The sequence below is a fragment of the Streptomyces sp. SBT349 genome (genome assembly GCF_001083795.1).
Taxonomy (GTDB): domain Bacteria; phylum Actinomycetota; class Actinomycetes; order Streptomycetales; family Streptomycetaceae; genus Streptomyces.
The window spans coordinates 1-17349 of record NZ_LAVK01000044.1 but is presented as its reverse complement, the minus strand read 5'-3'; the positions used below and the strand labels follow the sequence as shown (position 1 = coordinate 17349).

Annotated in this window: 11 protein-coding genes and 2 pseudogenes; 9 read left to right on the top strand and 4 right to left on the bottom strand. The window is 66.8% G+C overall.

Going from position 1 to position 17349, the window contains the following annotated elements; genetic code table 11:
- The first annotated feature begins 56 nt into the window (after positions 1-56).
- The 3 genes from ADY01_RS08280 to ADY01_RS08270 are packed head-to-tail and all read left to right on the top strand — an operon-like array spanning position 57 to position 2832.
- Positions 57-512: a very short patch repair endonuclease gene (locus ADY01_RS08280; RefSeq protein ID WP_049568183.1), complete on the top strand. Its 456-nt coding sequence runs from the start codon at positions 57-59 to the stop codon at positions 510-512.
- The gene (locus ADY01_RS08275) at positions 509-1516 is read left to right on the top strand and encodes a DNA cytosine methyltransferase (RefSeq protein ID WP_049568179.1); all 1008 of its coding nucleotides are present in this window, start codon (positions 509-511) and stop codon (positions 1514-1516) included. The genes ADY01_RS08280 and ADY01_RS08275 overlap by 4 nt, the downstream gene beginning before the upstream one ends.
- On the top strand, positions 1513-2832 hold the full coding sequence (locus tag ADY01_RS08270) for a DNA cytosine methyltransferase (protein WP_049568176.1): 1320 nt from the start codon (positions 1513-1515) through the stop codon (positions 2830-2832). The genes ADY01_RS08275 and ADY01_RS08270 overlap by 4 nt, the downstream gene beginning before the upstream one ends.
- On the opposite strand, the gene ADY01_RS08265 is transcribed toward ADY01_RS08270, so the two are convergent.
- The 4 genes and pseudogenes from ADY01_RS08265 to ADY01_RS41765 form a co-directional block, all read right to left on the bottom strand.
- The gene (locus ADY01_RS08265; RefSeq protein WP_049568173.1) at positions 2801-3688 is read right to left on the bottom strand and encodes a DUF6339 family protein; all 888 of its coding nucleotides are present in this window, start codon (positions 3686-3688) and stop codon (positions 2801-2803) included. The two genes, ADY01_RS08270 and ADY01_RS08265, sit on opposite strands and share 32 nt — an antisense overlap.
- On the bottom strand, positions 3685-4641 hold the full coding sequence (locus ADY01_RS08260) for a hypothetical protein (protein ID WP_234320136.1): 957 nt from the start codon (positions 4639-4641) through the stop codon (positions 3685-3687). The genes ADY01_RS08265 and ADY01_RS08260 overlap by 4 nt, the downstream gene beginning before the upstream one ends.
- Before the next feature lie 32 nt (positions 4642-4673).
- Positions 4674-6773, bottom strand: coding sequence for a hypothetical protein (locus ADY01_RS41770; RefSeq protein ID WP_049568222.1), 2100 nt, complete (start codon positions 6771-6773; stop codon positions 4674-4676).
- Positions 6774-7034: 261 nt separating this feature from the next.
- Positions 7035-7700, bottom strand: a pseudogene (locus tag ADY01_RS41765) (sigma-70 family RNA polymerase sigma factor); the annotation flags it as partial.
- Between the two features lie 703 nt (positions 7701-8403).
- Here ADY01_RS41765 and ADY01_RS08250 point away from each other — a divergent pair.
- The 6 genes and pseudogenes from ADY01_RS08250 to ADY01_RS36785 form a co-directional block, all read left to right on the top strand.
- Positions 8404-10020, top strand: coding sequence for a nuclease-related domain-containing DEAD/DEAH box helicase (locus tag ADY01_RS08250; RefSeq protein WP_049568167.1), 1617 nt, complete (start codon positions 8404-8406; stop codon positions 10018-10020).
- A complete protein-coding gene (locus tag ADY01_RS08245; RefSeq protein ID WP_049568163.1) occupies positions 10017-13184 on the top strand; it encodes a helicase-related protein in 3168 nt (1055 codons plus the stop codon). The genes ADY01_RS08250 and ADY01_RS08245 overlap by 4 nt, the downstream gene beginning before the upstream one ends.
- Positions 13181-15082 carry a DUF1998 domain-containing protein gene (drmB, locus tag ADY01_RS08240; protein WP_063784155.1) on the top strand — a complete coding sequence of 634 codons (1902 nt, stop codon included), beginning with the start codon at positions 13181-13183 and terminating at the stop codon, positions 15080-15082. Before ADY01_RS08245 ends, drmB begins: the two co-directional genes overlap by 4 nt.
- Positions 15079-16179 (top strand): AAA family ATPase, encoded by a 1101-nt coding sequence (locus tag ADY01_RS08235; RefSeq protein ID WP_049568157.1) that lies wholly within the window; start codon positions 15079-15081, stop codon positions 16177-16179. Before drmB ends, ADY01_RS08235 begins: the two co-directional genes overlap by 4 nt.
- A 121-nt stretch (positions 16180-16300) precedes the next feature.
- Entirely contained in the window at positions 16301-17032 is a 732-nt protein-coding gene (locus tag ADY01_RS08230; protein WP_107081670.1) for a vWA domain-containing protein, read from the top strand.
- Between the two features lie 29 nt (positions 17033-17061).
- Positions 17062-17349 (top strand): annotated as a pseudogene (locus ADY01_RS36785) (NUDIX hydrolase); the annotation flags it as partial.

Below are 17349 nucleotides of genomic sequence, written 5' to 3'. Positions count from 1 at the left end.
GGTGTGACTCCGGGCGCCGGGGCCGAAACGACATCGAGAAGCAGGACACTGGAACCATGCGTGCCGCACCCCCCTCCAGCGCCGACGTCGCGGCCCGGATGAGCCGGCAGACCAACCGGGACACCGGTGCCGAGCGGGCGGTGCGGCAGCTCCTCCATGCCTCCGGATACCGCTATCGGACCCACTATCCGGTGCCGGGCATGCGCAGACGCAAGATCGACATAGCGTTCACCCGCGCGAGGTTGGCCGTCCTCATCGACGGTTGCTTCTGGCACGGCTGCCCGGAGCACGCCACCAGCCCCAGGGCGAACGCCGAATGGTGGCGACAGAAGCTTGATCGCAACATCGAGCGGGACCAGGAGACGAACGAACAGCTGCTTTCCGAGGGGTGGACGGTCCTGCGCTTTTGGGAACACGAGTCACCGGAGGCCGTCATGCTGCAGGTGGCCGCGGCCGTCGAGCGCGAGAAGGCGGACAGGCGTGCACGACTCACGAAGGGCGGGGGCCGATGAGCGAACTACGATCCGTCGACGTGTGTTCGGGGGCGGGTGGGCTGGCCTTGGGGCTGGAACAGGCCGGCTTCGAACCCCTACTGCTCCTGGACAAGAAGGCCGTGGCTTGCGACACACTGCGCCGTAACCGTCCGGCCTGGCAGGTTCTGGAAACGGACCTGCTGGACTTCACCCCCTCGCGGCACCAGGAGATCTATGACGTCGATCTGCTGTCGGCCGGACTGCCCCGTGTGAAGTCCAGCGCGACCGTGGCGCGGACCGAGACCGGGGCCGAGCTGCGCTTGCTGGAGGCGACCGTCTACCTTGCGCATGCCGTCCAGCCCCGAGCCCTGGTCATCGAGAACGTACCGGGGCTGGTGGGCGCGCCCGAGTTCGAGCCGGTGCGCGACCTGATCCGCAAGGAGCTGGATCATCTCGGCTATCGGTTCCGATGGTTCCTCCTGAACGCAGCCGACTTCGGGGTGCCGCAGGACCGGAAGCAAGGGCTCCTCGTCGCGCTCAGGAAGCAGTACTTCGACGCGTTCCGCCCACCGGAGCCGACGGTTCGCGAGCATCTGTCCGTGGGCCAAGCCCTCCGCTCCTCCATGGCCATGGGCGGTTGGCGGGACGCCGACCGATGGGCAGCCCAGGCGATCGGCGTGGCACCGACGTTGGTGGGCGGGTCGGACAGTAGAGGAGGCGCGGATCTCGGCCCGACGGGGACGAAGAAGGCGTGGGCCCGGATGGGGGTCGATGGAGGCACCGTGGCCGACAACGTTCCCAGCCCGGACTTCGCCTGGGCGCCGGAAACGGGGCGGCAGGGGATGGTGAGGATCACGACGGATCAGGCCGCGCTTCTGCAGGGCTTTCCGTCCGATTGGGGATTCTCGGGTAAGAAGACGGCCCGCTATCGCCAGATCGGGCATGCCTCCCCACCGCCGGTGGCCAGGGCCCTGGGGCTTGCGATCCGATCCGCCTTGGCGACGCCCGCCACCTCCGTCGCCGGCTACACTTCGACCCCATGATCAGCGCGGAGACAGAGGTTCATCAATCCGACACGGTCCGGATCCTGGACCTCTTCGCAGGTCCTGGTGGACTCGACGTTGCCGCGCGCTTCCTGGGCTTCGAAAGCGTCGGGATCGAGTGGGACCGGAATGCGTGCGAGACGCGCTACGCGGCGGGCCTGCAGACGATTCACGCCGATGTGAGCGTCATGCGGGAGACCCGTTTCGATGAGATCCCGAAAACGGTCGACGTGCTCACCGGCGGACCCCCCTGTCAATCCTTCTCCGTCGCGGGAAACGGCGCCGGACGGCTGGCGCTGGACACGGTGAAGGAGTTCATGCATCGCCTCGTGCACGGGGAGGACGAAGCCGAGATCGACAAGGATCTGCACGCCCTTGGCGTAGACCCTCGCACCGCTCTGGTGCTGGAGCCTCTCCGCTGGCTCCTCAAGGCGATCGAGACAGAGGGCCGCGAACCGTACAACCTCATCGTTCTGGAGCAGGTGCCCACGGTCCTGCCCCTCTGGGAGGTCTACGCGGAGCTGCTGCGCAGGGGCGAAGGACGTCTCCGGGGCGTCAAGTACGAAGCGGAGTGCTGGGCCTTGAAGACCGAGGAGTTCGGGGTCCCGCAGACACGCACACGCGCCGTACTCGTCGCCCGACTCCCGGCGGAGGGGGCCGTCGCGTCGCTCGAAGCGACTCATCTGCCCTTCGACCTTCATCGGGGGAAGTACGACCCCGCTCAATCGGACATGCTCCCGACCGACAGTGTGATTCCCGGGACCAGGCGGCGCTGGCTCTCCATGGCGGAGGCCCTCGACGCGGCGAGCAGACTCGATGATTCGCCCGTGGATGTGTCCCGGCTCCGGACGAATGGCGAGATGGACTTCTTCGTCGTCTCGAACTACGGCTCCGGGGGCGATCCGAAGAATCGAGGTCGGCGTCTGTCCTCCGAGCCTGCCTTCACGGTGACCGGCAAGATTTCTCGGAACAAGGTGTACAAGAGCACCGCGGAGTACGAGGCGGGGAAGTCCGACCGCTTCACCATTCCGGAGGCCGGAGTCCTCCAGACCTTCCCCCACAACTACCCCTGGTCGGGGAACGACCAGGCGCAGCAGGTGGGCAATGCGGTACCACCCCGGCTCGGCATGCACATACTCAGCAGGGCGCTGCGGGGGAGAGCTCCCTCGGACGAGGAGTTGGCGGTCGCTGCCACGTGGCCGACCGTGCCCCAGACCTACACGGAGGAACTGCGCTCCCGAGGGTGCGGCGACGAAAGCCGATGCCCTCCGGACTCGCACAAGGTCAGTGGTGCTCCTCGGGAGTCCGCCCTCTGACCGGCGCGTCCGCGAACAACTCCGCGAAGTGGGCCACCAGGGTCGCAACCGCCTCGTCCGGGACACGCTCCCCCTCCGGACCCTCGGGAAGGGCGTTCCGGGGGGACGGGAGGGCTGACGCGGCCCCCGCGATCCACTCCCGCGACGGCTCTCCATCACTCTCCACGTCCGGGGCGATGACGTCGTACATCAGTGTCGCCGCGGCGGTATTGACCGCGGGTGTCAGGGCGTTGACCTCGCGACCGGTGCGCACCGTTCCTCTCTCCAGGAGTCCGACGAGGGCAAGCGCGGTGGGGCGGTGATCGACGATGTCCAGCCGAAGAGCGGAGTTGAGCATGTCCTGGTTGCCACAGGCCACGACGACGGGGCGGTAGTCCGAGCCGTTGCGGAAGAGCTCGGCCGCCCACCAGAGGCGCGCGAACGCCTGCTTGTAGTGCGCGCCGACAAACTTGTCCCGGGCCACACGCCCCCGCGAACCGTCCGCCTTCGGCTCGGACAGGTGGCGCCAGACGACGTAGTCCGGCGCCACCCCGAGGGCCATGTACGTCCAGAGTCGTTTCTCGGCCGCTTCCTTGCGCGTCAATCGCAGGGTCTCGTGCAGACGTGGGGCCAGCCACGCATCCGCCGCCGTGGGGCGCTCGGCCCGGAACCTGTAGAGGGCGTCGTCGACCAGATCCCGTACTCGGTGAAGCCGCAGCCGCGCGTCGTCGCCCGCCAGCGGCTCGGCAACCTTGTTGAGCGCGATGGAAGGAACGTCCTCGCGTCCCTCGAGCAGTCCCGTGGAGATGTACTCGGCAGCCTGCACATCGGAGATCAGTGCGAGTCGTTCCGGCAGGTGATCGGGGCGGGAGGTCACGGCTGGGTCTCCTGGTCGAGTCGTTCGATGTCGCGGACAGTGGCGGCCAACGCCGTGGGGACCTCGGCACGGCGAGCTGCCGCGTACTGGATACGCGGTTGGAGATCCGCCCAACTCCCCTCGCCGGTGCGTCGGGTGTGTACCTCTCGGAGAGCGTCCTCCACCGACCGCCCGGGGACGACGTCGGGGAGCATCTCGCGGAGCACCGCACCTCGCCAGTCGGGCGGGAAGAGCGGAGTCCCGTCATCCTCGATCTCCAGGTCGCCGATCGCGGTGTGAAAAACGGCGGTCCACACATCGACGCACATCTGCGCCAGCAGCATCTCGCCCACCACGCTCTCGACCTTCGAGCCCCGGCCCTCCACGAGGGCAACGAGGCCCTCGAAGTCCGAGTTCAGGCGTACGGTGGGCATCCGCCCCGAGGTGTCCACAATCCAAGGTGCCTCCCGGAAACTCCGCAACCACTCGGCGCCGCGGGCGAAACTGACTGTGCTGACTTCGAGTTGGCGAGCCCTGAGCGGGGCGTCGGACGTTACGTCGATCATCCACTGCTGGTCGGTGGAGCCGATGATCCGACCCGCCATCCCCCCGACTGTGGCCACCACATGGACGGCGAGGGACGCCCGGTCCAGGTGATTGTCCCGGTCGAGCTCGATCTCCCCGCACCAGTCCTTGGCACCCTCCGCACCGGGCTTCAACCGGGCAACCGTGCGTGCGTTGGTGGCCCCCTCTGTCAGAACGGCGACAACCGCCACATCGGTCCAGTGGCCCTTCGTCGTGATCTCACGAACGGGTACGGTCGCCGTCACGGCGAGCCGCGCGGTCTGCCAGTCGTCTCGCTCTGCCCTGCCGAGTGCCACGACCTGCTCGACAACCGAGTATCCCTTGGTGTCCAACTGCTCTCGGGTGTCGCCGGGGCCGCGCAGCCGGACGGCCGTGACGCGCGCCGTCACCGCGCCGGTCAGACGGGGGTACGGATAGGCCCTCACGCGACGCTTCCCTTGTTCTCGTGGAGTTCGACAACCAGCCCGGTCAGCGCGGCCGGCACCGGGTGTGTGGACACATCGGTGACGCCCCGGAAGACGGCACGGCGCGTCCCGGGAGCGAAATGCAGGACGCCGTCGGTCAGCTCACAGTTGCTGACAGCGACGAGCTCGGCCCACTTGACCACGGGACGGGGGCCCGAGCGAACCTCCAGCTTGGCCACGGGGCTCATGCGCCAGGGCTCTTCCCCTGGCGACACCTTGACCTCGGCGGTGATCTGCCACGCACCAGAGGCGTCGATCACGGCATCCAGGTCGTCCAGTTTCGGAGGCGTCACCGTCCCCCTGGCCCTGATGGTGGGCCTGCCCGAGATCCTGAGCCGCTTGCTCACCTTGCTCGTAGCACCCGGCTTCTTCTCCTTGGGGATCGCCACGAGGTCGTGCACGGCCTTGTTGGTCGCCGACGTCAACGCCGCGATCCGCCGATGGGCCGAGGGTGAGTAGCGCATCCTCAGTTCCTCGGTCTGCCCCCACTTGTTGTGCTCCGGCGGTTCGGAGGACCGCAGGAACTCCTCGGCCTCGGCCGCGAACGGCGCCTCGTCCCCGGCCGCCCGGCCGGCGAGCAGAACGGCCTGGAACGGGTTCGTCCCCACTGGGAGGCCCGGTACCCAACTGGTCTTGACCGTCATGCGGTTGCCGCGCATCGCGGTCACCTGGTTGATCTTGCCGTCGGCGTCCGTGGCCTCGGTGATGAGGAGCACGGCCCGGTGCTCACCGGCCGTGTCGGTGACACCGTTGCGCCCGGGCACCTTCAGCGGCACAGTGGCGAGGGCCACTTGACCCGCCTCGGTGAGGCGATCCACCGTGGTGCCGCTCAGGAACGCCTGAAGAGCGCGCGAGCGCGCGGGCTGATGCACCTGCGGATCGACCCGCTCCTCCTCCATGTGTTCCACGCCGTTGCGGAGCGTCCGCACGGATGCCTCCAGCAGCGGACTGCTGTCGCCGCCCGCCGTCATCGCGGCCCAGAAGTTACGACCGAGCGCACGCACCAACCGCTGGTGCATGCGCTCCAGGCTGTCCTCGTCGTCACCCACATCGCCTTCGTGGTCCTGTCCGGCCTCGGCGAGGCTGGCCACGTCGTGTGCTCCGACGATCAGGAAGGAGGTGCCGGGTTCATCGTTCTCGCGGGTGAGGTGCAGGTTCGCGACCGTCTCCTCGTCGGCCCACCAGGACCGTGCCACCTCGGCGTTGTCCGCCTCGGTGTCCGGCCGGCCCAGCCACGCCGGGCCGGCGAATCTCCTACCGACGACCTCACGCCACGGCAGATCGAGTCGTCCGATCAGCCGCCGGTGGGTGTGTCCCTCGTGCGCTTCGGAGAGTGTGGTATTCATGAGAACGAGCCCCAGACGGCTCGTCGCCCAGAGGGTGGCCTTGCCGAGGCCGTATGAACCGCCGGCGGCCACATCGGACTTGTGGCTGTCCAGTTGGCGCCGGACCACGGCTGCAAATCGGCCGTCCTCGTAGTCGTCACCGGTCAGGCCGTTGGCGTTGTAGTCGTCGACGCGAAGAAGAACCAGCCGATCCCGCTCGTACATCTCGCGCAAGCCGGCACTGATGACCCGCCCGACCTTCTGGTCCTGCGCGGCTGCCGCCTCGTAGTGCGGCTGAAGGTCGTGCCAGCGAATCGCCCTGCGGAATTGCGCCAGAGTCGCACCGGTGAGCTCGTGCAGGGTGTAACGGACCCTGACGGGGCGGTTGTTCCTCCTGTCGCGCTCGTCCAGGCTGTTCTGGGTCGCCTCCCGGGCCAGGATCTCCAGATCGGCCTCGAAGGCGAAGGCCGCCGCGTTGCCGAACTCCCGCCCGCCGTCATCGTGAGCGGGACGGTGGTACCACACGACCGACGTCTCCGCGGATCGGTCCTGCTGATCTCCACCGATCGAGGAGACCTGACCGCCACCGTCCGGGTCTCCGAGGATCTCACGCATCGTGACCCGGAAGTCCGGGCGAGGCACGGAGCGCCCGTCGAGCCAGGCCTCGACGGGCGCTCGCGGCACTCCCAGGAGGCGTGCCAGTTCGCTCTCGTCCGTCCCATTTGCTTGCATCCGCTCGGCCAACCACCGAGCGAATTCCGTTCTCTTCGAAGCCACCGTTCCCTCTCTCCCGTCGGAACTGCTCTCTGTCTCCGCCACACCGTTGCCGCCGTTCGGCAGCGACTCGCGCCCGCCCATGCCGGCGCGCCCCGCCGAGCCTCCGCGACGTGAGATCCTCTCGGCAGCCTCCTGAGCGATTCTTCGGGCTGCGTTCGTACGACGGCGCTCCGCTTCCGGATCGTCGGGCTCCAGTCCCACCTGGATCCTGAGATCCTTCAGCGCACGCTTCTCGAGCTGCCGAATGCGTTCGCGCGTCACTCCGAGTCGCTTACCGATCTCGTCCAGCGTCCAGGATGTGCCGTCGAAGAACCCGAACCGCAGCAGAAGAAGCTTCCGAATCCTCTCCGTGAAAACGCAGGCATCGAAGAGTTGGAAAAGTCCCTGGCGCTCGAATGTGGACCACAACGCCTGTTCAGGGCCCGGAACAGGCCGCAACTCATCGACGGCCAGTTCTCCGAGAGTCACGTTCTCGCCGACGGGTTGTTCGAGCGAAAGAACCGCCCGACGGCCCAGGCGCAGATACTCCTCAACCTTTGCGGGATCGAGCTCGCACGCCAGGGCAAGGTCGTCCACAGTGGGCCTTCTCCCCTGACCGAGAAACTCCTGCTCCCTCCTCCGCACCTTTTCCATATCGGTCCAGACATGGACCGGGAGCCGTATGGCCGACCCTTCGTTGATCACGGCGCGAGTGATGTGCTGTCGAACCCACCAGGTGGCATAGGTGGAGAACTTGCAGCCCAGGGAGACGTCGAACTTCTCGGCGGCACGGATGAGCCCGATCGTGCCGTGCTGCGCAAGATCTTCGTACATCGCACTGCCCGGCCAGTGCCCCATGCCATGCAGGATCTTGAGAACAAGACGCTGATTGTGGATGACCATCGCGGATAAGGCCCTGTATTCTTCGCCATCCCGAGGAAGCCTCGCCAGGTAGCCCTCGGGCAATGACTCCGACGGCCTTATGGCGCCTCGGAACAGGAGGCAGAGCCCTACTTCCTCCTCGGCGCTCAGCAGACGCCGATGCGGGTTCACCCGCCTCCGATCGACCTCGAGCAGATCCCGAGCAACACGACGAGCCGCCTGCTTGTCTGTGACGCGCACCGTCCCACGAAGGGATTCGAGGTCCGGGAGGTCAACTTCGTCGTCGGGGGACTCCAAGTCGTCGAAGCCCTCGTCGGGCCCGGTCCCGTGGTCGACAGTCGCACCCGGTGTGGTGTCCGTCCCGTCTTCGACGAGTTCGTCCTCCACCGCCACGGTCGCCACGGCCTCGTACAGGATCCAGGTCTCCTCCGCATCGAGGCGTGCAGCGCTCGATACCTGGCTCAGGGCCGTGCGGGCGTCGACCCCTTCCTTCATGAATCGACGTACGAGGTCGACGGCCAGGTCCCGGCCGGCTGCATTTATCCGTCTGCCGGATGCACCGTTCCGCTCCTCGGTCATCTCGCCCCCGCGCGCTCCGTCCGTGTCCGCCCGCGGTCCACAACTCACCGGGCCGCCGCTGCCAGTACTTCCGCCAGGGCCCGAGCCCCACGGATCCACCACTCGGTATCTTAATGACCTGTCTGCGTGAGCATGGGGAGAGTTGATGCGGATCATTCCGAGCGAGATCTCTGGCAGCACCGAGAGCCAGGCCGAGCGCAGTGTGTTCTCGGCGCTCAAGGCGATTCCCGACGCCCAGAGCGTTGCGCTGCACACGGTTCATCTCCCCCGGCATCACAAGAAGCGTGTCGGAGAGATCGACTTTGTCGTCATCATGCCCGACATCCTGCTCTTCATCGAGGTCAAGGGCGGTCGGGTCGTGCAGCGCGACGGCACGTGGTACTACGGCCCGCCCGGCCGCGAAACAGGGCCCAAGGAAAGCCCTTTCGTGCAGGCCAGCGGCGGTATGCATGAGTTCGACCGGGAGATCGGCGCCCTGGTCGGTGACCTGAGACGCCATGGCGTCGGCAGTGGATACCTGGTGATCACCCCGGACGTCGACATCGAACGCACGACCGAGTTCGAGCCCGAACAGTATCTCGGCAGCACTGCCTACCACGGCGGACGCGGCCTGGCGCGGGGCTTGGAACGTGCCACTCGTTTCTGGCTGAAGCGCAACAAGTGGGCGGGCGCCCCCGTCTCCGCCTCCCTGCGCAAGAGGATGCTCGAAGCGATCCGCCCAGACTTCGACCTGGTGCCCAATCTGCAGTCCCGGCTCACCCATCTCGACGTTGCCTTCGAACGTCTTACGAACGAACAGATCGACAGACTCGACGAACTGGAGTCGAACCCACGCCTCATCTGGGCCGGTGGCGCAGGCACCGGCAAGACGTTTCTCGCCGCCGAGGCGGCCCGCCGCACATCCGCCACCGGCAGTGTCCTGTTCACCTGTGCGAGCACCACACTGGCCACCCACATGGATCGGATCCTCGCCAAAGAGCCGATCACCGTCCTGCCGTTCCACCGTCTGGACGAGGTCAGAGGTCGCACCTTCGACCAACTGATCGTGGACGAGGCCCAGGATCTGATGACCTTCGAGAGTCTCAGCACCCTGGAGGACCTGGTGTCGGGCGGCCTCGCCGAAGGGCACTGGATCTTCATGCTGGATCAGAACAACCAGGTGCTGGCCCCGGACACCTATGACTCCGAAGCCTGGGAGTACCTGCGCCCACTGGGCTCCGTCTACGGACCCATGAAGCGCAATTGCCGGAATACGGTGCAGATCGTCAAGCAGGTCCACTTCTACACGGGAGCCGACCTCGGCGTCGCCTCCGCGGGCGAGGGTGAGCCGGCCCGATTCGCCGACGTGCGCGACGCCCAGGAGGAGGCAGCCCTTCTCGACGCCTATGTGAACGAACTCGTGCGGGAGGGTGTCTCGCCGCGGGACATCACGCTGCTATCCGCTTCCGGGAATTGGGAGAGAAGCTCGGCCCGTCTGTCCCAGCGAGCCTCCAAGATCGAGCGATTCACCGATGTCGTCGGGACCGACCGCGCGAGACACCGTCTCACCTGGTCATCCGTCTCCGACTTCAAGGGTCACGAGAGCCACGTCGTCTGTCTGATCGACCTCGAACCAGAACACCTCGAAGGGCGCCTCGACGGGCTGTACGTCGCCTGGACCAGGGCCCGCGCACAGCTCTGGGTCGCCTGCCGCCCAGGCACCCGCGAGACACTGAAGAACCTGGGCGTCGCCGTGCTGACGCGGGAGGGCCGTCTCAAGTGAACGACTCCGAATCACGGCTTTCCGCGCACCGGGCCGACTTCGTGACGTACCTCCGCCGACAGTTGGTCGGCCCGGCCGTCGCAGAGGACGAGACGCTCGTCGACCCGCCCGACCGACGCTACCTGATGGGCACGTTGTATCCCCGCGGAGCCTCCACCCTGGAGCACTCGCAGGAGGAGGATGGTGAGCAGGCCTTCAACGGGACCGAGGCCGGAAACGGAGAGGAGGACACCTTCGCCGACGATCCGGTGGCCGAAGCAAACGCATGGCTGCCGTCCTCTCTCGGCTTCTCGTTCTTCACCGACGCACGTCACATCGAGGTGACGTGCGGGGGTTCCCGTTATGTGACGTCCCGTGAGGGCGGGCGCCGCAGCTGGCGGAGGCAACCGCGACTCTCCACCACGAGCACCGTCACCGTGGAGCAGAGGCAGCGGACCCCGATCCCCGTCCTGGACGGCCACGGTCGTCTCCACGTCCGGTGGCGCCCTTTCGGCGCCGGGCATCTCGTCACCTGCGTGCTGGCCAACGCGCACGACGAGGAGGAGAGCACGCACAAAGATCGCGACCTGATGCTCTTCCAGTCCGAGCTGAAGGCGACGACACTCGGTGGGTCGATCCTCGAGTATCCGAGCACTCGTCTCAACAGCCGTGACGAGGAGGAGCAGGAACTCCGCGTCCAGTACCGACACATCGTGACCCGGGCCGTGGGACACGGATGCGCCGTCGAGTGGGACGACGCATCCGACCCGGTCACCACCGTTCGGGCGCAGGTCATGCCTCAGCAGGTGGTCGAGCACATCAAACCCGACGGACCCAGGAACCTGCCGGTACTCAATCTCGCGCGTCTGTCCCAACCCGGGTTCGCAGTGGACGACCTCCGCGCCGAACTGCACTCCTTCGTCCTGGGCTATCGCACGTGGTTCGACAGCCAGCGGTCCAAGGTCAAGGACATGCGTCAATGGGCCGCCGCGCCCGCCGCGCGCATCCTCGACCGCATCGGTACCGCACTCGACCGCATGACGTCCGGGGTGGAGGCACTCACCGCGTCGACCTCGGGGGGAGCCATGGCACGCGAGGCGTTTCGCCTGGCCAATCGGGCCATGGCTCTCCAAATGCTCCACAGCCGCCCGGAACTGGCGGGTAGCCGTCGCCGCAGGAACAGCGAAGTGGTGGAACTGACCGAGCCCGGGGGCGACTACGCGTGGCACCCGTTCCAACTCGCGTACTTCCTGCTCGTGGTCGAGGGCCTGATGATCCCTGAGCACGAGGACCGGAAGACGGTCGACCTCATCTGGTTCCCCACCGGTGGTGGCAAGACGGAGGCCTACCTCCTCACCGCCTGCTTCGAGATCCTCTGGCGCCGGCTGCGCTTCGGCGCGGCCGGGGGCGGTACGGCCGTTCTGAGCCGGTACACGCTGAGTCTCCTCACCACCCAGCAGTTTCAGCGCACGGCGACGGCCATCTGTGCCCTGGAGTACATCAGGAGGGGGCACGACGGGCCGCTGCCTCACGATCTGGGGCAGGAGCCCATCTCCATCGGACTTTGGGTGGGCCAGGAGACGACGCCGAACAAGATCTCCGCCGCGCAGGACGCACTCAGCGCCCTGAAGCAGACGAACGAGCCGGACGATCGCTTCCTGTTGGAGCGCTGCCCGTGGTGCGGCACCGAGATCGTCCCGGAACGGCAGGGTAGAGACCCGGACTTCGGAATTCGGGCGGACGGAGTCACCACTTCGTTCTTCTGTCCGCGCGGCACCTGTGTCTTCCACGAGTGGCTTCCGGTGTCCGTTGTGGACGAACAGATCTACCGAGAGCCCCCAACCTTCGTTCTCGGCACAGTGGACAAGTTCGCGCGATTGGCGTGGGAGCCGGCGGCGGGGAACCTTTTCGGCAGGAACGGCAACCGCCCACCCTCGCTGGTGATCCAGGACGAGCTGCACCTGCTGGCCGGTCCCTTGGGAACTACGGTGGGTCTGTACGAATCGGCCATCCTCGAACTGTGCGCCTGGGGCGGAACCGCGCCGAAGGTCATCGCATCGACGGCGACGATCCGACGCTCACGCGAGCAGATCCGCAGCCTCTACGGTCGCCCCGCACAGCTCTTCCCGCCCCCGGGGATCAAGGCCGGTCACTCTTATTTCGCGTCGCCGGACAAGGACAAGCCCGGAAGGCTGTATGTAGGAGTCATGGCCCAGGGACATACGGCCTCGACGGCGACCGTTCATGTGGGTGCCGCGGGATTGCAGGCCCCGAAGGAGATCGGTGACGACGACGTCCTCCGGGACGCGTATTGGACCACGGTCGCCTACCACAACAGCCTGCGGGAGCTCGGACGGACCGTCACCATCGCCAGGGACGACATTCCCGCGCGTCTCGAGCATCTGACGAAGGACGACACCCGGCGGCGCCAACTGAACGACGACTCGGTCGTCGAGCTCACCAGCAACGTCCCACGCGCTGCGCAGCCACGCCTCCTCGAGCGCCTGGGCAAGAGTTTCAAGGAGCGCGGCAGCGTCTCCTTCCTCGCCACGACCAACATGCTCTCCGTGGGCGTCGACGTTCCGAGGCTCGGCCTCATGCTCATGAACGGCCAGCCCAAGACGACATCGGAGTACATTCAGGCCACCAGCCGCGTCGGCCGACGTCATGTACCGGGGTTGATCGTCACGCTGTTCCGCTCGACCAAACCACGCGACCGGTCCCACTACGAGTCGTTCGGCGTCTACCACCGCTCGCTCTACCGGCACGTCGAACCGACCAGCGTCACACCGTGGTCCATGCCTTCCCGCAACCGGGCGCTGCACGCCGTGCTCACCATCCTGGTGCGACACGGAATCGGGTTGAACGCCGAGAACAAGGCCGGCGACATCCTCGACCACACGGTCGAAGTCGCCCGGATCCGCGACCTCGTGGTGGCTCACGTGCGGCAGGCTGATCCCGGCGAGGCGGAAGATGCGGCCGAACAGTTGGACTCGCTGATCGAAGCCTGGCAGCAGGAGGCGGAGATCGCGCGTGGCGAGGGCAGTCGTCTCTACTATCGGCCCCAGGGGCGCCTGCACACCTCGCTCCTCACCGACTTCGGCAAGCAGGACGGCCGGTGGGAGACGGCTCAGTCGATGCGCAACGTCGACCGTGAGTGCCTCGTCGATGTGAAGGGAACATGAGCGCAGTGAAGGATATTCGGCGCAAGGTCCGCAGGGCGCAGACCATCGTCCCCTTCGGCGTCGGCGGGATCATCGACCTCCGAGGCGAATCGTTCGTGGCCGCGGACATCCGTAGCTGGGCCGCGAGGGGCGAGCGGGTGGAATCACCACGGCTCGCGGAGAAACTGAGGGTCGAGGGATTCCGCTCACCCCCCGTCATCCCGTCGGGAAAGGCCGCCTTCGCGTCCCGTATCGGACCCTCGTACGTGCGTTTCCCCAGGTGGCTGTTCTGCCCTCAGTGCAGGGAGATTCAGTTTTGGCGTTCGGAATACGAGGAACGGGACAAGCAACCGACCTGCAGGCGTTGCGCGGGAAGACCTCAGCTGGCCCCGATGCGATTCATCCAGGTGTGTAGGGCAGGTCATATGGCCGACATCGACTGGCGTCGCTGGGCGCACTCCAGGAGTGAAGGGCACGCTCAGCGCCAATGCCAGGTCCGCCGGCTGCGGTTCATCGCCACTCCTGAATCATCAGGATTGGAAGCCCTGCGCGTCGTCTGTGCCGTCTGCCGGGCCGGGCGCACTCTGGCAGGGATCAGCCAGAAGAACATCCTCGAGCAGACGGGGCTGCAATGCCCGGGAACCCATCCTTGGCAACCGGAGAGCGACGAGGCGGATCCGTGCGAGGAGACCCCGCACGCGGTACAGCGTGGCGCCTCCAACGTGTACTTTCCGATCACGCACTCGGCGATCGACATCCCCGCGCCCGACGGCCTGCCCGAGGAAGATGAATTGACCCGGAAGGTCGTCGATCACCGACTGTGGCCGGATCTCAAGAGTGCGGTCGGTGGTCCTGTTTGCGACGCTTTGAGACTTGTGATCGCCGAGCAGTGCCAGGTCTCGGAGGAGTTCGTCGAATCTCTGCGTCGCCGCCATGCTGAGGAGGTCCCCTCGATGCCGTCAGCGGCCGATTCGGACGACGACCTCAGTATCGCTGAGTGGGCTGCCTTTTCCGTCCCGGGATCCGTCCCCAATTCGAAGACGTTCTCCGTCCGCCGGACCCATCTCGGGATCGACCACGACGAGGCGGAATCCATGCTGGAACTGGCTGCGAGCATCTCCGCGGTCGTCGTCGCCGACCGGGTACGCGAGGTGCGTGCCCTCGAAGGATTCTCGCGCTACGAGCCCAGCTCAGGCGACGGTGAGGAGGGCGTGGGCGGGCGCGTGGTGTCGGTCAACACGCAGACGCGGGCCCAATGGCTGCCCGCCGTGGAAACGTACGGTGAGGGAATCTTCATCGCCGTCGACGAGGAACGCCTGAGCGCCTGGGAGAGGCTTCCGTCGGTGCGCGACCGGACACGACGCATCGAGCGCGACCTCGACGCCTCCTTCAAGGCCGACCGGCTCAGAGGTAAATCGGGTCCGAGACTTCTCCCCCGATTTGTGATGCTGCACACCCTGGCCCATCACTTCATCCGCCAACTCTCGTACGACAGCGGGTACAACGCAGCTTCGCTACGGGAACGGGTCTACGCCCGAAGCCACACCCAGGGCAGCGAACTTCCGCCGCAGGCAGGCGTATTCATCTACACAGCCGCCGGGGACGCGGAAGGCACGCTGGGCGGGCTCGTCCGCCAAGGGCAACCACCGAACCTCGCCGAGACACTGATCCGACTGCTCGAATCGGCGCAGTGGTGCTCGCAGGACCCTCTGTGCGCCGATTCGACAGGCAGGTCCCTGGCCAACCTCAACCGTGCGGCCTGCCATGCGTGCACGCTGCTTCCCGAGACATGCTGCGAGATCGACAACGCGCTGCTGGACAGGACACTGCTGATCGGAGACAGCGAAGTGCCCGGGTTCTTCCGGGAAGTCGTCCAGGCCGCGCTCGAAGAATCGGCCGAAGCCGTCGATCTGCCGTGAAGATCCCTTCTCTCCTCGATCTTGAAATCGAGCAGCAGGCAGTCATCCATCTTCCGTTCCACGGAAGTCACGTCATCACCGGGTCCCCCGGCGGCGGAAAGACCGTGATGGCCGTCTACCGCGCGTGGGCGATGGCAACGGCCGGGCGCGATGTCGTCCTCGTCACGCGCTCCAATCTGCTGTGCCAATACCTCGCGCAACTGGCGCCGGACCTCACGGAAGCTTTCGACATCACCACCTACCATCGGTGGGTCAGGACTTTCTGGCGCGCTCGCTTCTCGACCGGCCCCCCGAAGACCGACGAGGGGGGGTGGAGCTATGACTGGATCGAGATGCAGCGGGACTGCCTCCTGAAGAACGTCAGGTCGGCCGCGCACCTTGTGATCGACGAAGGCCAGAATCTCCCGGTCGGCTTCTACCAGTTGTGTCGCGTCCTCGGCGTCGGGGTCACCGTGTTCGCGGACGAGAACCAGCGGATCGGCGACGATCAGAGCACCATGTCCGAGATACGCGGTGCACTCGCCGTACGGGCTGATCCACTCGTGCTTCGCCGTAACCGCCGAAACAGCCGTGAGATCGCGATGCTGGCATCCGAGTTCCACAAGGAGGCCCGGGACGAAGTTCCCTTGCCGGAACGCGTCGGTCGTACACCCACTCTCTTGAAAGTCCCCTCCCTGGGGCATCTCCTCAAGGGCGTTTCCCAGTACTTCACCGCGCACCCCGGGCGGAGTATCGGGATCATCTGCCGGTCCACCCGATTGCTGCTGGACATCCAGAGCAGCCTCACACACCTCGGGCTTGCGAAGCACACTCAGGCGTACGTCCATGACGATCGACACCGTGACACCGTCGACTTCTCGAGGCGCCGTATCCGGATCGTGAGCACGGCCAGCATGAAGGGCTTGGAGTTCGACAGCGTCTTCGTACCGGACCTGGACGCCTATACAGAGGATCCGACCAGCGTCGAAGCGCGTCTTCGCTTCTTCGTGCTGTGTACTCGGGCCTGCGAGGATCTCCACTTCGCCCACCTCGGCCCGCAGGAGCCCGCCATCCTGTCGAACGTCCCGGAATCGTTGCTGGTCCGACACACCGGTTGATCCTGCAGCGCGGCTCCGCCCCGGAGCAGTCATGAGAGGCGGGGCCCGGTGGTACCGTTCCGGGAACCTTCCCTTTCAACCCGCTTTGGGTGGAAGGGAGATGGTGAAAAGGGGTGGGGACATGGGCGGTACTTCGGCGATCAGTCTGGAGAAGGTGCGGGCGGCCGCGGGGGAGGGGCTGGTGCCGGCGTATGAGTCGGCGCGTGTCTCGTTGGAGAAGCTGGGTCTCGGTGGGCAGCGCGCGGCCGTGTACCTGGTCCTCGACCGGTCGGGGTCCATGCGGCGCTACTACCAGGACGGCACCGTTCAGCACCTGGCCGAGCAGGCGCTCGCCCTCTCGGCGCACCTCGACGACGACGGCGTGGTGCCCGTCGTCTTCTTCTCGACCGGTGTCGACGGCGTCGCCGACGTCTCGCTGAACGACTACCGCGGCCGGATCGCCGCGCTGCACGCCTCGTACGGGCACATGGGGCGGACGAACTACCACATCGCCATGCAGGCCGTGCTCGACCACCACATGGCGTCGGGCAGTGCGGATCCGGCCTTCGTCATCTTCCAGACGGACGGCGGCCCGACCTCGCGCGCCGCCGCCGAGCAGCTGCTGTGCGCCTCGGCACGGCTGCCGCTGTTCTGGCAGTTCGTGGGGTTCGGGGACCCCGAGGACAAGCAGTTCGCGTTCCTGCGGAAGCTGGACGACCTGCCGGTGCCGATCAGGCGTTCCCTGGACAACGCCGGGTTCTTCCCGGCCGGGACGGATCCGCGGTCGCTCTCCGACGGAGACCTCTACGACCGGCTGATGGGGGAGTTCCCCGACTGGCTGGCGGCGGCCCGTGAGGCGGGGATCACTCGCTGACCGCGGGGTCCGGGCCGTAGCATCCGGACATGACAGGAACCGGAACCGGCGAACAGTGGTACCCGGTCGAGTGGCCGGAGCGGATTCGTGCGCTGGCGCGGGGGGAACTGACGCCTGTCGAACCGCGTCGGGCCGCCACCGTGATGTTGTTGCGTGATGGCGCGGAGGGGGAGCTCGAAGTCTTTCTGTTGCGCCGGCGCACGTCGATGGCGTTCGCGGCGGGCGTGTACGCCTACCCGGGCGGGTCGGTGGATCCGCGGGACGGCGAGGGGGAGGCGGGGGGGGGCGTGGGGGCCGGGCGGGAGAGGTTCGGGGGG

Bases quoted from the DNA above. Each gene is read 5' to 3' on its own strand.
- ADY01_RS08280 (WP_049568183.1), top strand. From the start codon at position 57: ATGCGTGCCGCACCCCCCTCCAGCGCCGACGTCGCGGCCCGGATGAGC.
- ADY01_RS41770 (WP_049568222.1), bottom strand. From the start codon at position 6,773: ATGCAAGCAAATGGGACGGACGAGAGCGAACTGGCACGCCTCCTGGGA.
- ADY01_RS08230 (WP_107081670.1), top strand. From the start codon at position 16,301: ATGGGCGGTACTTCGGCGATCAGTCTGGAGAAGGTGCGGGCGGCCGCG.
- drmB (WP_063784155.1), top strand. From the start codon at position 13,181: ATGAGCGCAGTGAAGGATATTCGGCGCAAGGTCCGCAGGGCGCAGACC.
- ADY01_RS08275 (WP_049568179.1), top strand. From the start codon at position 509: ATGAGCGAACTACGATCCGTCGACGTGTGTTCGGGGGCGGGTGGGCTG.
- ADY01_RS08270 (WP_049568176.1), top strand. From the start codon at position 1,513: ATGATCAGCGCGGAGACAGAGGTTCATCAATCCGACACGGTCCGGATC.
- ADY01_RS08250 (WP_049568167.1), top strand. From the start codon at position 8,404: ATGCGGATCATTCCGAGCGAGATCTCTGGCAGCACCGAGAGCCAGGCC.